Genomic DNA, 13,478 nt, shown 5'->3' on the forward strand with positions numbered 1-13,478 from the left:
TCAGCCGCAGCGGGGGCGGCGGGCGTCGCGGGGGAGGCCGAACTCGGTGTACACGCCCGGGCTGAAGCCGACGTGGTCCGGCGCCCGCTCGGCCAGGCCGGGCAGACCGACCGAGGCCATCAGGCCGTCGTGGAGGGCGAGCACCTCGGCGTCGTGGACCGGCCAGGGCTCGTGCCGGTTCGGAACGTAGAGCGTGCGCCCCAGCACCGACGTGTGGAGCCCCCAGCGGGCGCTCAGGAAGTGGTCCAGCGCCGTCGGCTCGCGGCGTGCGCCGGGGCGTACGGCGAGGTGGGTCGCGCCGCGTGCGCTGGGCCAGCGCAGCCGGGCGTCGTAGGTGTGCACGCCGTCGTCGAGCCGGTGCCGCATGCGGGCCCACCGGTAGGGCACGTTGAACGCGGCCCGGGCGCCGAGCACCACGGCCAGCCGGTCGGCGTCGAGGCTGAGGAACACGATGCCGCGCCGCCCGGTGTCGTCGACGGAGTAGAGCCGCACGTTGGTCTCCAGGAACGTGCCGAGCCACGGGGTGCCCGGCAGCCGGAACGGCGACGCGTCGACCATGCGGAACGGGATCAGCCCGACGTAGGTCAGCCCGTCGAGGGTGTCGGGTCGGACACCGGGCGGCATCCGGTCGGCGACCAGCGCCGGGTCGACGGCCCAGTGCAGGAAGGTCAGGTCGCGCCAGTGCTGGTTCATCAGCACGGCGCCGGGCATGACCGGTGCCTGCGGGGTGACCTCCTCGACCGGGCGCGCGTCCACGCCCTCGATCCTACGAGCAGGGTGCGCGTCGATGGCGCGTTGTCGGACGGCTGAACTAGGGTCGACCGACGTGAGGGAGACCATGATCTCGGCGCGGGGGCTGCGCAAGTCGTTCGGGGACTTCGAGGCCGTCAAGGGCATCGACGTCGACGTGCTGCAGGGCGAGGCCTTCGGGTTCCTCGGCCCCAACGGCGCCGGCAAGTCGAGCACGATGCGGATGATCGCCTCGGTCAGCCCGGTGAGCGGCGGCGAGCTGCGGATCCTCGGCATGGACCCCGCCACCGACGGCCCCGCGATCCGCGGTCGGCTCGGGGTGTGCCCGCAGGAGGACACCCTCGACAACGAGCTCAACGTCTTCGACAACCTCTACATCTACGGCCGGTACTTCGGCCTCGACCGCGCCACCTGCCGCGAGCGCGCGACCGAGCTGCTCGAGTTCGCGCAGATCACCGAGAAGGCGAAGGCGAAGGTCGAGGACCTCTCGGGCGGCATGAAGCGCCGCCTGACGATCGCGCGCAGCCTGATCAACAACCCCGACGTGCTGCTGCTCGACGAGCCCACCACCGGCCTCGACCCGCAGGCCCGCCACGTCCTGTGGGACCAGCTGTTCCGGCTCAAGCAGGCCGGCGTCACCCTCGTCATCACCACCCACTACATGGACGAGGCCGAGCAGCTGTGCGACCGGCTCGTCGTCATGGACAAGGGCGTGATCGCCGCCGAGGGCTCGCCCCGCGAGCTGATCGACGCCCACTCCACGCGCGAGGTGGCCGAGCTGCGCTTCGGCGTCGGTGAGCACGAGGCGCTCGCGGAGAAGGTCGCGGACCTCGGCGAGCGGGTCGAGGTGCTGCCCGACCGGCTCCTGGTCTACAGCGACCACGGCGAGGACGTCGTCACGGCCGTCATCGAGCGCGGCCTCCAGCCGATCGCGACGCTCGTGCGCCGCTCCACCCTCGAGGACGTCTTCCTGCGCCTCACCGGCCGGAGCCTGGCCGACTGATGGCGTCCACGGCCTCCGCCCCCCGACCCGCCGGCACCCTCTCGGTGTGGGAGGGCATGGCGCGCCAGTACGACTACTGGCTGACCGTCTACAAGCGCACCTGGCGCGGGGGAGTGGCGAACTCCTTCGTGACCCCGCTGTTCTACGTCCTGGCGATGGGCGTGCTGCTCGGCGGCTTCATCGACGCCGACCCCGCGCGGCTCGAGGGCGCCACCTCGTACCTCGCCTTCATCGTGCCCGGGCTGGTGGCGGCGCACGCGATGACGCTGGCGGTGAGCGAGTCGACCTACCCCGTCATGGGCGCGATCAAGTGGCACAAGACCTTCTTCGCCCAGCTCGCCACGCCGCTGGCGGTGCGCGACCTGGTCAACGCGTTCCTGGCCTTCGTGGTCTTCCGGGTGGCGTCCGCGTGCGCGGTGTTCATGCTCGTGCTCGCCCCCTTCGGCGTCTTCGAGACCTGGTGGGGACCGCTGCTGGCGTGGGTGGCGCAGGTGCTCGTCGGCACCGCCTTCGCCGCGATCACGTTCGGCTACTCCGCGCGGCTGCGCTCCGAGGAGGGCTTCGGGCTGGTCTTCCGGCTCGGGGTGCTGCCGCTCACGCTGTTCTCCGGGGCGTTCTTCCCGATCAGCAACCTCGGCCCGGTGCTGGAGTGGGTCGCCCGCCTGACGCCGCTGTGGCACGGCGTCTCGCTGTCGCGGATGTTCTGCCTCGACACCGTCGACTGGCCGCTGGCGGCGGTCAACCTCGCGGTCCTCGTCGGGCTCACCGTGGTGGGCTGGGTGTGGTCGGTGCGCGGCCTCGACAAGCGGCTGGAGGTCTGAGGTGGCCGTCGTGTCCGGGGTCGCGATCCCCGCTCCGCTGACGCCGGTGGGCGCCGCCCGCCTGCTGGTGCTGCGCAACTTCCTCGTCTACCGCTCGGCCTGGAAGCTGTTCCTCACCGGGTTCCTCGAGCCGGTCCTCTACCTCTTCTCGATCGGCATCGGCGTCGGCCAGCTCATCGACTCCTTCGAGTTCCACGGCGAGCAGGTGCCCTACGCCGCCTTCGTCGCGCCGGCCATGCTCGCCACCTCGGCCTTCAACGGGGCGCTGCTGGACAGCACGTTCAACGTGTTCTTCAAGCTCAAGTACGAGAAGCTCTACGACCAGATGCTCGCCACGCCGCTGTCGACCGGCGACATCGCGCGCGGCGAGATCATCTGGGGCCTGCTGCGCGGGTCGGTCTACTCCGCCGCCTTCCTCGTGGTGATGCTCGCGATGGGGCTCGTGGAGTCGTGGTGGGCGGTGCTGGCGCTGCCGGCGACCGTGCTGATCGCGTTCGCGTTCTCGGCCGTGTGCATGGCGCTGACGACGTGGATGAAGAGCTGGCAGGACTTCGACAAGATCACGCTCGCCCAGATGCCGCTGTTCCTGTTCTCCGCGACCTTCTTCCCCGTCGAGGCCTTCGGCGACGGGGTGCTGCGCTGGGTCGTCGAGGCCACCCCGCTCTACCGCGGGGTCGTGCTGTGCCGCGAGCTCACGACCGGCGTGGTCACCTGGGAGTCGGCGGTGTCGGTCGTCTACCTCGCGGTGATGGGCGTGATCGGGCTGCTCGTCGTCCGCCGGCGGCTCGACACGCTGCTGCTGACCTGAGGCCGAGCGGCCTCACGGCCCGCACCCCCCCAGGTGGTGGTATCGGCAGCGGCGACACAGGCGTAGCGTCCTTGGCGGCTTCACGCCTGCGGCCGCCCTCGCGGGGCGGCGGGAGGGAGGGGGTGGGGTGCCATGGCTGCAGGATCTCGCCCGAGGGTGCCGGACCCGGCGACGCCCCGGAGCACGGGGCCGCCCACGACGCGTGGCGGGCACGCCGCGGCCTGGATCCTGTCCCTCCTGGCCACCGGGGTGTCGACCTACGCGCTCGAGGCGCTGGCCACCGCGGCCGGCATCCTGCTCGCGACCTCCGGGGTCCTCGACGGCCTGGACCACGGAGTCCTGCTGGCCGCGCTGGGGATCAGCTACGGGGTGTGGGCCCTCGGGCTCAGGACCAACCTGCGCGAGAACCATGCGCTGCTGGGCCGTACGGGGACGAGCACCAACGTGCTGTCGAAGGCCGCGCACGACCTGGCCCTGGCGCGGTCGTGCGGTCCGCGGGCGCTGCGGCTGGCGTCCTCCGGGGGCTACGTGGCGTCGGAGGTCGTCAAGGAGGTGCCCTACTACGCCGGCGCGTTCGGAGCCACCGTCGTGACCGACTCCATCTCCTCGTCCGACGCGCTCGTCTTCCTCATCGGCACCAACCTGGGCGCAGGGGCCTACGAGCACGGGCTGGGCAGGCTGACCCGCCTCCTGCTGGCGCGGCGGTGAGCCGCGCCCCACTGGCGGCGCGTCCGGGGGCGCACGTAGGTTTCCGGGCATGGATGCAGACGTGACGTCGTACGCCCGGGGAGAGACCACGCCGGCCCTGCTCGAGGAGACCATCGGGGCGAACCTGTCGCGCACCGTCGCGACCCACGCCGACCGCGAGGCGCTGGTCGAGTGCGCCAGCGGCCGGCGCTGGACCTGGGCCGAGCTGGACCGTGACGTCGACGAGCTCGCGCGCGGCCTGATGGGCGCCGGGATCCAGCAGGGCGACCGCGTCGGCATCTGGGGACCCAACAGCGCGGAGTGGACGCTCGTGCAGTTCGCCACCGCCCGGATCGGCGCGATCCTCGTCAACGTCAACCCGGCCTACCGCACCCACGAGTTCGCCTACGTCGCCAACCAGTCCGGCATGCGGCTGCTGGTGGCCGCGACGTCCTTCAAGACCAGCGACTACCGCGCGATGATCGAGGAGACGCGGGTCGACACGCGCGCGCTCGAGCGCGTGGTGCACCTCGACGACGAGGAGAGCTGGGCGGGACTGCTGGCCGACGGCCGTCGCGTGACGGCCGACGACCTGGCGCAGCGAGCGGCGTCGCTCGACCCGAACGACCCGATCAACATCCAGTACACGTCCGGCACGACGGGGTTCCCCAAGGGCGCGACCCTCAGCCACCGCAACATCCTCAACAACGGCTACCTCGTCGGCGAGGTGTGCGGCTACACCGAGGCCGACCGGGTCTGCATCCCGGTGCCGTTCTACCACTGCTTCGGGATGGTGATGGGCAACCTGGCCTGCTCCACCCACGGCGCCACGATGGTCATCCCGGCGCCCGGCTTCGACCCCGCGCTGACGCTGCGGGCGACGGCCGACGAGTCGTGCACCTCGCTCTACGGCGTGCCGACGATGTTCATCGCCGAGTGGGCGCTCCCCGACGTCGAGACCTACGACCTGTCGTCGGTGCGCACCGGGATCATGGCCGGCTCGCCGTGCCCCGAGGAGATGATGAAGAAGCTCATCGCCGCCGGCATCGACGAGATGACGATCGCCTACGGCATGACCGAGACGTCGCCCGTCTCGATGCAGACCCGCCGCGACGACTCGCTCGAGCGCAAGGTGGGCACGGTGGGCCGGGTCTGCCCGCACCTCGAGGTCAAGGTCGTGGACCCGCTGACCGGCGAGACGCTGCCGCGCGGCGAGGCCGGCGAGTTCTGCACCCGCGGCTACTCGGTGATGCTCGGCTACTGGGACGAGGAGGAGAAGACCCGCGAGGCCATCGACGCCGACGGCTGGATGCACACCGGCGACCTCGGCGTGATGGACGAGAGCGGCTACGTCCGGATCACCGGGCGGATCAAGGACATGGTGATCCGCGGCGGCGAGAACGTCTACCCGCGCGAGATCGAGGAGTTCCTCTACACGCACCCCGACATCGAGGACGTGCAGGTGGTCGGCGTCCCGGACCAGAAGTACGGCGAGGAGCTGTGTGCGTGGCTGCGGATGCGGTCGGGCTCCACCCCGCTCGACGCCGAGGCCGTGCGTGCGTTCGCGACCGGCAAGCTGGCGCACTACAAGATCCCGCGCTACGTCATGGTGGTCGAGGAGTTCCCGATGACCGTCACCGGCAAGGTCCGCAAGGTCGAGATGCGCGAGGTGTCGACCCGCGAGCTCGGGCTGGCCTGACCGGAGCTCAGGCGAGCACCAGGGAGTACCACGCCAGGTCGATCCACCGGTCGAACTTGCGGCCCACCTGCCGCATCACCCCGACCTCCTCGAAGCCGCACGCCTCGTGCAGGCGCTGGCTCGCCGGGTTGGGCAGGGCGACGCCGGCCACGACGGCGTGCACCCCGTCCGCGCGCAGCAGCGCCAGCAGGGCGTCGTACATCTGCCTGCCGACGCCGAGTCCCTGGTGGCCGGGCGCGACGTAGACGGTGCTCTCGCGCGTGTGGACGTAGGCCGGCTTGGGCCGGTAGGGCGCGGCGGAGACCCAGCCGACCACCTCGCCGTCGTCTCCGCGACGAGGAAGTGGTCGTCGGCGGCGAGCTTCTCCTCCCAGAACTCCGTCGGTCGCGGCTCGTGGTCGAAGGTGGCGTGCCCCTCGCGCGCCTCGCGTCCGTAGATGGCGGCGACGGCGGGCAGGTCGGCGGGAACTGCGCGGCGGATGTCCATTCCACCCATTGTCCCCGGCGCGGGGGCTGGTTGGATGCAGGCGTGAGCAGCACCCCCGACATCACACCCGACACCAAGGACTGGACCTGGGTCCTCGAGCGCCCGTGCCCCGACTGCGGCTTCGACCCGTCCTCCCAGGGCCTCGCCGACCTGCCCGGGCTGCTCCACGACACGGCGATGACCTGGTCGGAGGTCCTGGCGCGCGCCGACGTGCGCGAGCGACCGGCTCCGGGTGTGTGGTCGCCGCTGGAGTACGCGTGCCACGTGCGTGACGTGCACCTGCTCTTCGCCGAGCGGGTGCGACTCATGCTGGAGCAGGACGGACCGACGTTCGACAACTGGGACCAGGACGTCACCGCCGTCGAGAGCGCCTACGGCTCGCAGGACCCCGGGGAGGTCGCCGGCGACCTGATCGGGGCGGCCGGTGCGGTCGCCGGGCTCTACGCCGGTGTCGACGCGGACGCGGCGAGCCGGCGCGGCACGCGGTCCAACGGCGACGAGTTCACCGTCGCCTCGCTGGGCAGCTACCACCTCCACGACGTGGTCCACCACCTGCACGACGTGGGTGCGCAGGAGGACCGCGCGTGAACGAGACCGTCCGCTCCTACGACCGCGACGCCGCGGCCTACGTCGCCAGCACCGCGACGATGACCGCCTCGGTGCGCGCCCGGATCGAGAACCTCGCCGCCCGGGTGGGGCCGGGGGCACGCGTGCTCGAGATCGGCTCCGGCGGGGGCCGTGACGCGCTGGCGATGGAGGAGCTCGGGCTGCGGGTCCGGCGCACCGACGTCACGCCCGCCTTCGTCGCGCTGCTCCGGGAGCAGGGCCACGAGGCCGACCTCCTCGACCCGCTCGTCGACGACCTGACGTCACCCGACGGCGCGTACGACGCCGTGTGGGCCAACGCCTCGCTCCTGCACGTGGCGCGCGCGGACCTCCACGCCGTGCTCGCCCGCCTGGCCTCGGTGACGCGTGCCGGTGGCGCGCTCCTCGTCGCGGTCAAGGAGGGCGACGGCGACGGGTGGTCCACCCACGGGTCGATCACCAGCCGCCGCCACTTCACGTACTGGCGCGCCGAGGCACTGGGGCAGGTCGTCGCGGACGCCGGGTGGACCGACGTCGAGGTCCGGTCCGGTCTGGAGGGGAAGAGGTCGGAGTCGTGGCTCGAGCTGTCGGCCGTGCGTGGGACCGTGTCCCCATGAGGCACACCGAGTTCTGGGCGCGGCTAGACGACGCCCTGGGCCGCGACTACTCGCGCAGCTGGGCGGAGCTGACCGTCCTGCGCGACCTCGACGGCCGCACCACGCGGGAGGCGATCGACGCCGGGATGTCGCCCAAGGAGGTCTGGGCAGCCGTGCGCCGCCAGCTCGAGCTGCCCGCGAGCGAGCGGTGACCGGCACGGTCGAGCAGGTCGACCTCGCCGCCCTCCAGCGCCGCACGGTCCGCACCCTCGTCGTCTCCCAGGCGATCGGCGCCGTGGGCGTCACCATCGGCGTGGCCACGGCCTCGCTCCTCGCCCGGGACATCTCCGGGAGCGAGACCCAGGCCGGTCTCGCCCAGACCTTCCAGGTCCTCGGCACCGCCGGTGCGGCCTACGCGCTGGCCCGGCTGATGCGTCGGCGCGGTCGACGGGTGGGCCTGGTCACCGGCTACCTGGTCGGGGCCGCTGGCGCCGTGCTCGCGGTCGTCGCGGGCGTCGTCGACTCCATGGCGGTGCTGCTGCTCGGCGCGCTCCTGCTCGGCGCCACCACGGCGGTCAACAACGGCTCGCGCTACGCCGCCACCGACCTCGCCACCGAGGCCCACCGCGCCCGGGCGCTCTCGGTCGTGGTGTGGGCCACCACCATCGGCGCCGTCGCGGGGCCGAACCTCACCGGCGCGGGCGGCAGCGTCGCGCGCTCGCTCGGGATCCCCGCGCTCACCGGTGGCTTCGCGATCGGGTCCGTGGTGCTGGTGGTGGCGGCGGCGTGGGTCGCGTGGCGGCTGCGGCCCGACCCGCTGCTGGTCGCCCAGCAGGTCGCGGGCGTCAGCGCCGAGGTGGCCGACGGCCCCGGCGGCCGGTCGTGGACCCGCTCCGCCGCGGTCGTGCGCGACGTGCCGGCGGTCGGCGCGGCGGTCGTGGCCATGGCGTGCGCCCACGCGGCGATGGTGACCGTGATGATCATGACCCCGCTGCACATGGAGCACGGCGGCGCACACCTCGAGGTGATCGGCTTCGTCATCTCCGTCCACGTGCTCGGGATGTTCGCGTTCGCGCCGGTGATGGGGTGGGCGGCCGACCGGTTCGGTCGCAGCGCCGTCCTGGTCGCCGGGGGAGCGGTGCTGCTGGTGTCGCTGGCGCTGTGCGGCTCGTCGCCCGAGGGGTCGTCGTGGCAGATCTTCACCGGCCTGTTCCTGCTCGGGCTGGGCTGGTCGGCCGCCACGGTCGCTGCCTCCACCGTGGTCGCCGACCGCACGCCGGTCGAGGCCCGCACCGACGTGCAGGGCACCTCCGACATGGCGATGGCGCTCACCGCCGCGGGCGGTGGGGCGCTGGCCGGCGTGATCGTGGGGTCGCTGGGCTACGCCGCTCTCGCGCTCTTCGCGGCGCTGCTCGCGCTGGCCGTCGTCGTCGCCGGTGCCGTGACCGGCCGCCACGGCTGAGCCGCGATTCCCCGGCGACACGCCGGGCCGGCACCTGCCGTCGAACACCTGTTCGGGCTACTGTGCGTCCACAGGTACGACGAGGGGCGAGGTTGTCCACAGCGTGTGACGGTCCTGATCAGGGGCTGTCGGTGGCTCGCCCTAGCGTCGCAGACGTACCTACACATCACTCACTCGAGAGAACGGGACACAGCAATGGCTGGTGCAGACCGCGAGAAGGCCCTCGATGCCGCCCTCGCCCAGGTGGAGAAGCAGTTCGGCAAGGGCTCGGTCATGCGACTGGGCGACGAGACGCGTGCCCCGCTCGAGGTGATCCCCACGGGGTCGATCGCCCTCGACGTGGCCCTCGGGCTCGGCGGTCTCCCGCGCGGCCGCGTCGTGGAGATCTACGGCCCGGAGTCCTCCGGAAAGACGACGGTCGCGCTCCACGCGGTGGCGAGCGCCCAGGCGGCCGGCGGCATCGTCGCCTTCATCGACGCCGAGCACGCGCTCGACCCGGAGTACGCGAAGGCCCTCGGCGTCGACACCGACGCGCTGCTCGTCTCCCAGCCCGACTCCGGTGAGCAGGCGCTCGAGATCGCCGACATGCTGATCCGCTCGGGCGCCCTGTCGCTGATCGTCATCGACTCGGTCGCCGCGCTCGTGCCGCGCGCCGAGATCGAGGGCGAGATGGGCGACAGCCACGTCGGCCTCCAGGCCCGCCTGATGAGCCAGGCGCTGCGGAAGATGACCGGTGCGCTCAACAACGCCGGCACCACCGCGATCTTCATCAACCAGCTGCGCGAGAAGATCGGCGTGATGTTCGGCTCGCCGGAGACCACGACCGGTGGTCGGGCGCTGAAGTTCTACTCCTCGGTGCGCCTCGACGTGCGTCGCATCGAGACGCTCAAGGACGGCACCGACATGGTCGGCAACCGCACCCGCGTCAAGGTCGTCAAGAACAAGGTCGCGCCGCCGTTCAAGCAGGCCGAGTTCGACATCATGTACGGCAAGGGCATCAGCCGCGAGGGCGGCCTGATCGACGTGGGCGTGGAGGCGGGCCTGATCCGCAAGGCCGGCGCCTGGTACACCTACGAGGGCGACCAGCTCGGCCAGGGCAAGGAGAACTCGCGCAACTTCCTGCGCGACAACCCCGACCTGGCCAACGAGATCGAGAAGCTGATCCTGGAGAAGCTCGGCGTCACGCCGGTCGTCGACGCGCCCGCCGACGGCCTGAGCGACGAGCCCATCGGGGTCGATGACTTCTGAGCAGCGTCCGGCGCCCGACTGGGTCGGTGACGTCGGGCTGGGCGTGCAGGCGTGGGTGGGGGAGACCCCACCCACGCCGGACGAGCCCGCCCGTCCCGCCCGGCGTCCGGCGGGCTCCCGCAGCGGTGGCCGCCGGTCGGGAGGCCGCGGCCGCACCCGCACCTGGGAGGAGCGCGAGGCGGCCCGGGTCGCTCGCGCGGAGGCGGCGGCCGCCGAGGTCGAGGCCGACCCCGAGGCGGTCGCGCGCAAGATCCTCCTCGACACGCTGACCGGTCAGGCCCGCACGCGCCAGGAGCTCGCCGACAAGCTCGCCAAGCGCGGCGTGCCCGACGAGCTGGCGTCCGCGCTGCTCGACCGGTTCACCGAGGTCGGGCTGATCGACGACGCGGCCTTCGCCCGCCAGTGGGTGGAGAGCCGGCACCGCAGCCGCGGGCTGGCGCCGCGTGCGCTGAAGCAGGAGCTGCGCCGCAAGGGCGTCACCGACGACGACGCCGCCGAGGCCCTCGGGCAGATCGACGACGACGACCAGCGGGCGGCGGCGCGGGCGCTGGTCGACAAGAAGCTCCGCTCGATGCGCGGTCTCGAGCCGCAGGTCGCCACCCGTCGGCTCGCCGGGCTGCTGGCCCGCAAGGGCTACGCGCCGGGCCTGGCCTTCGCCGTGGTCCGCGAGGCGCTCGCCGACCTCGGTGCCGACGAGGACCTCGACGACGTCGCGCTGCCCGAGGACTGACCGAGGACTGACCACCCCCTTCCACGCCGGGACCCGGCTCTGGTGGGATGGTCGGCGTGAGCAACGAGCGCGAGGTCCTCACCTATGACCTGTTCGGCACCGCCACCCGCGAGCTCGCCCAGGAGGTCGCCGACTCGGGCTTCGCCCCCGACATGGTGCTGGCGATCGCGCGCGGCGGCCTGGCGCTCGGGATGGGCCTGGGCTACGCGCTCGGGGTCAAGAACATCTCGGTCGTCAACGTCGAGTTCTACACCGGTGTCGACCAGCGCCTCGACGTCCCGATCATGCTCCCGCCCACCCCGGCGGCGGTCGACCTGTCGGGCCTGAAGGTCCTGGTCGCCGACGACGTCGCCGACACCGGCCGCACCCTCGAGCTGGTCCAGGAGTTCTGCGCCGGCCACGTCGCCGAGGCGCGCACGGCGGTGATCTACGAGAAGCCGCAGTCGGTGATCAAGCCCGACTACGCGTGGCGTCGCACCGAGCGGTGGATCGACTTCCCCTGGTCGGTGCTGCCGCCGGTCGTCGGGCACGGACTGGCGCACTGACGCGCCGCGGGCGTGGGCCATGATGGGCCCATGACGACGTCCGCCATCGCCGACGCCCTGCGGCTGCCCGCCGGCCCCGTCGACCTCACCACGATCGACACCGACGCCGCCCCGGGCTTCGACGGCTCCAAGAGCGACGGCAGGGCCGCGCTGCTCGCGATGGGCGAGGAGCTCGCCGACCTCCAGGAGCGGCTGTGGGCCCAACGCACCGTCGGCGCCGAGCGCCGGGTGCTGCTCGTCCTGAAGGGGATGGACACCAGCGGCAAGGGCGGGGTGCTGCGCCACACGATCGGCCTCGTCGACCCGCAGGGCGTGCGGATCACCTCGTTCAAGGCGCCGACGGAGGAGGAGCGGGCCCACGACTTCCTGTGGCGCATCGAGCGGGGACTGCCGTCGGCCGGCTTCATCGGGGTCTTCGACCGCTCCCACTACGAGGACGTGCTGATCGCCCGGGTGCGCGGCCTCGCCGAGCCCGACGAGATCGAGCGCCGCTACGGCGCGATCAACGACTTCGAGGCGCGCCTGGCCGGCGAGGGGGTCTCGATCGTCAAGTGCATGCTGCACATCAGCGCCGACGAGCAGCGCGAGCGGCTGGCCGAGCGGCTGGCCAACCCGGCGAAGCACTGGAAGTACAACCCCGGCGACCTCGACGAGCGCGCCCACTGGCCGGCCTACCGTGCCGCCTACGAGACCGTCCTTGAGCGCACCAGCACCCAGGTCGCGCCGTGGCACGTCGTGCCGTCGGACAAGAAGTGGTTCCGCAACCTCGCCGTCGGGCAGCTCCTGCTCGACACCCTGCGCGGCCTGGACCTGCAGTGGCCGGCCGCCGACTTCGACGTCGCGGCCGAGCAGCAGCGCCTCGCGCAGGAGGCTCCCGTCCAATGAGCGCCGGACTGCCCGGCGTCACCGTCACCCGGTACGTCACGCCGCTGCGCGAGGGCGGCAGCCTGCCCGGCGTCGTCGAGGCCGACGACCTCGGGACCTACGTCTGCAAGTTCCGCGGCGCCGGCCAGGGGGCCCGGGTCCTCGTCGCCGAGGTCGTGGTGAGCGGGCTGGCCACCCGCCTCGGGCTGCGCACGCCGCGTCTGGTCGTGCTGGACCTCGACCCCGAGATCGCCCGCTACGAGGCCGACGAGGAGGTGCAGGACCTGCTCAACGCGAGCGTCGGCCCCAACCTCGGGATCGACTTCCTGCCGGGCTCGTTCGGCGTCGACGGCCAGGTGACGGCGGCCGAGGACGAGGGCGCACGCGTGCTCTGGCTCGACGCCTTCACCGCCAACGTCGACCGGTCGTGGCGCAACCCCAACCTGCTGCTCTGGAACGGCGATCTCTGGGTCATCGACCACGGAGCCTCGCTCTACTTCCACCACGGATGGCGCTCCGGCGTGACCGATCCGGCCCGGTTCGCCGCGCAGCCGTGGGATGCCTCCGGTCACGTCTTCGAGGCGTGCGCGGGTCGGGCCCGCGAGCTCGACGACGAGATCGGCGCACTGCTGGGGCCCGAGGTGTTCGCCGAGGTGCTCGCCGACGTGCCCGACGTGTGGCTGGAGCCGGTGCCGGGTGTGGACGGCGCCGGCCCGCTCGGGCCCGACGCCCTGCGCGTGGCCTACGTCGACTTCCTCACCGCGCGCCTCGCCACGCGGCAGTGGCTGCCGGGGGCGGACCGATGAGCGTCTCCCGGCTGGCCTACCAGTACGTCGTCCTGCGGTGCGTGCCGCGCCCCGACCGCGAGGAGTTCCTCAACGTCGGCGTGGTCCTGCACTGCCAGTCCGCCGACTTCCTCGACGTCGAGTGGTCCTGCGACCGCGACCGGCTCCTGGCACTGGACCCCCGGCTCCACGTCGATCAGGTCTGCGAGGCGCTCGGCTTCGTCGAGCGCGTGTGCCGCGGTGACGCGCGGGCGGGCGAGGCCGCCCGCCAGCCGCTGGGCCAGCGCTTCGGGTTCCTCAAGGCGCCACGCAGCACGGTGCTCCAGCCCGGCCCGGTGCACGGCGGGGTGACCGACGACCCCGCCCGCCAGCTCGCCCACCTGCGCGAGCGTCTCGTGGGGTGACGGTG

17 protein-coding genes are annotated in these 13,478 nt (G+C 72.6%); 15 read left to right on the forward strand and 2 right to left on the reverse strand.

Going from position 1 to position 13,478, the window contains the following annotated elements:
• Positions 1–756 (reverse strand): YqjF family protein, encoded by a 756-nt coding sequence (locus tag LN652_RS00755; RefSeq protein WP_230442816.1) that lies wholly within the window; start codon positions 754–756, stop codon positions 1–3.
• Positions 757–826: 70 nt separating this feature from the next.
• Here LN652_RS00755 and LN652_RS00760 point away from each other — a divergent pair, with 70 nt between their 5' ends.
• The 5 genes from LN652_RS00760 (at position 827) to LN652_RS00780 (ending at position 5,768) form a co-directional block, all read left to right on the forward strand.
• The gene (locus LN652_RS00760) at positions 827–1,753 is read left to right on the forward strand and encodes an ABC transporter ATP-binding protein (RefSeq protein WP_456238072.1); all 927 of its coding nucleotides are present in this window, start codon (positions 827–829) and stop codon (positions 1,751–1,753) included.
• Positions 1,753–2,574, forward strand: coding sequence for an ABC transporter permease (locus tag LN652_RS00765; protein WP_230442818.1), 822 nt, complete (start codon positions 1,753–1,755; stop codon positions 2,572–2,574). Before LN652_RS00760 ends, LN652_RS00765 begins: the two co-directional genes overlap by 1 nt.
• Positions 2,575–2,584: 10 nt before the next feature.
• Positions 2,585–3,382 (forward strand): ABC transporter permease, encoded by a 798-nt coding sequence (locus LN652_RS00770; RefSeq protein ID WP_230442819.1) that lies wholly within the window; start codon positions 2,585–2,587, stop codon positions 3,380–3,382.
• A gap of 132 nt (positions 3,383–3,514) precedes the next feature.
• The gene (locus LN652_RS00775; protein WP_230442820.1) at positions 3,515–4,090 is read left to right on the forward strand and encodes a hypothetical protein; all 576 of its coding nucleotides are present in this window, start codon (positions 3,515–3,517) and stop codon (positions 4,088–4,090) included.
• 49 nt (positions 4,091–4,139) lie between these two features.
• On the forward strand, positions 4,140–5,768 hold the full coding sequence (locus LN652_RS00780; protein WP_230442821.1) for an AMP-binding protein: 1,629 nt from the start codon (positions 4,140–4,142) through the stop codon (positions 5,766–5,768).
• A gap of 7 nt (positions 5,769–5,775) precedes the next feature.
• Here LN652_RS00780 and LN652_RS00785 read toward each other — a convergent pair whose 3' ends face one another.
• A complete protein-coding gene (locus LN652_RS00785) occupies positions 5,776–6,084 on the reverse strand; it encodes a GNAT family N-acetyltransferase (protein WP_230442822.1) in 309 nt (102 codons plus the stop codon).
• A gap of 212 nt (positions 6,085–6,296) precedes the next feature.
• Here LN652_RS00785 and LN652_RS00790 point away from each other — a divergent pair, with 212 nt between their 5' ends.
• The 10 genes from LN652_RS00790 (at position 6,297) to LN652_RS00835 (ending at position 13,473) form a co-directional block, all read left to right on the forward strand.
• Positions 6,297–6,842, forward strand: a complete 546-nt coding sequence (locus LN652_RS00790; protein ID WP_230442823.1) for a DinB family protein — start codon at positions 6,297–6,299, stop codon at positions 6,840–6,842.
• Complete coding sequence (locus LN652_RS00795; protein WP_230442824.1) at positions 6,839–7,456, forward strand: class I SAM-dependent methyltransferase; 618 nt, start codon at positions 6,839–6,841, stop codon at positions 7,454–7,456. Before LN652_RS00790 ends, LN652_RS00795 begins: the two co-directional genes overlap by 4 nt.
• Positions 7,453–7,647, forward strand: a complete 195-nt coding sequence (locus LN652_RS00800) for a DUF3046 domain-containing protein (RefSeq protein WP_230442825.1) — start codon at positions 7,453–7,455, stop codon at positions 7,645–7,647. Before LN652_RS00795 ends, LN652_RS00800 begins: the two co-directional genes overlap by 4 nt.
• Positions 7,644–8,897 carry an MFS transporter gene (locus LN652_RS00805; RefSeq protein ID WP_230442826.1) on the forward strand — a complete coding sequence of 418 codons (1,254 nt, stop codon included), beginning with the start codon at positions 7,644–7,646 and terminating at the stop codon, positions 8,895–8,897. Before LN652_RS00800 ends, LN652_RS00805 begins: the two co-directional genes overlap by 4 nt.
• Positions 8,898–9,092: 195 nt before the next feature.
• On the forward strand, positions 9,093–10,145 hold the full coding sequence (gene recA / locus LN652_RS00810; protein ID WP_230442827.1) for a recombinase RecA: 1,053 nt from the start codon (positions 9,093–9,095) through the stop codon (positions 10,143–10,145).
• Positions 10,135–10,875, forward strand: a complete 741-nt coding sequence (locus tag LN652_RS00815) for a regulatory protein RecX (RefSeq protein WP_230442828.1) — start codon at positions 10,135–10,137, stop codon at positions 10,873–10,875. Before recA ends, LN652_RS00815 begins: the two co-directional genes overlap by 11 nt.
• 56 nt (positions 10,876–10,931) lie before the next feature.
• A complete protein-coding gene (locus LN652_RS00820) occupies positions 10,932–11,420 on the forward strand; it encodes a phosphoribosyltransferase (RefSeq protein WP_230442829.1) in 489 nt (162 codons plus the stop codon).
• A gap of 30 nt (positions 11,421–11,450) precedes the next feature.
• Positions 11,451–12,305, forward strand: a complete 855-nt coding sequence (locus LN652_RS00825) for a PPK2 family polyphosphate kinase (protein ID WP_230442830.1) — start codon at positions 11,451–11,453, stop codon at positions 12,303–12,305.
• Entirely contained in the window at positions 12,302–13,090 is a 789-nt protein-coding gene (locus LN652_RS00830) for a HipA family kinase (protein WP_230442831.1), read from the forward strand. The genes LN652_RS00825 and LN652_RS00830 overlap by 4 nt, the downstream gene beginning before the upstream one ends.
• Positions 13,087–13,473 (forward strand): DUF3037 domain-containing protein, encoded by a 387-nt coding sequence (locus LN652_RS00835; RefSeq protein WP_230442832.1) that lies wholly within the window; start codon positions 13,087–13,089, stop codon positions 13,471–13,473. The genes LN652_RS00830 and LN652_RS00835 overlap by 4 nt, the downstream gene beginning before the upstream one ends.
• Positions 13,474–13,478: the final 5 nt, after the last annotated feature.

The sequence above is a fragment of the Nocardioides okcheonensis genome (genome assembly GCF_020991065.1).
In the GTDB taxonomy this organism is placed as follows: domain Bacteria; phylum Actinomycetota; class Actinomycetes; order Propionibacteriales; family Nocardioidaceae; genus Nocardioides; species Nocardioides okcheonensis.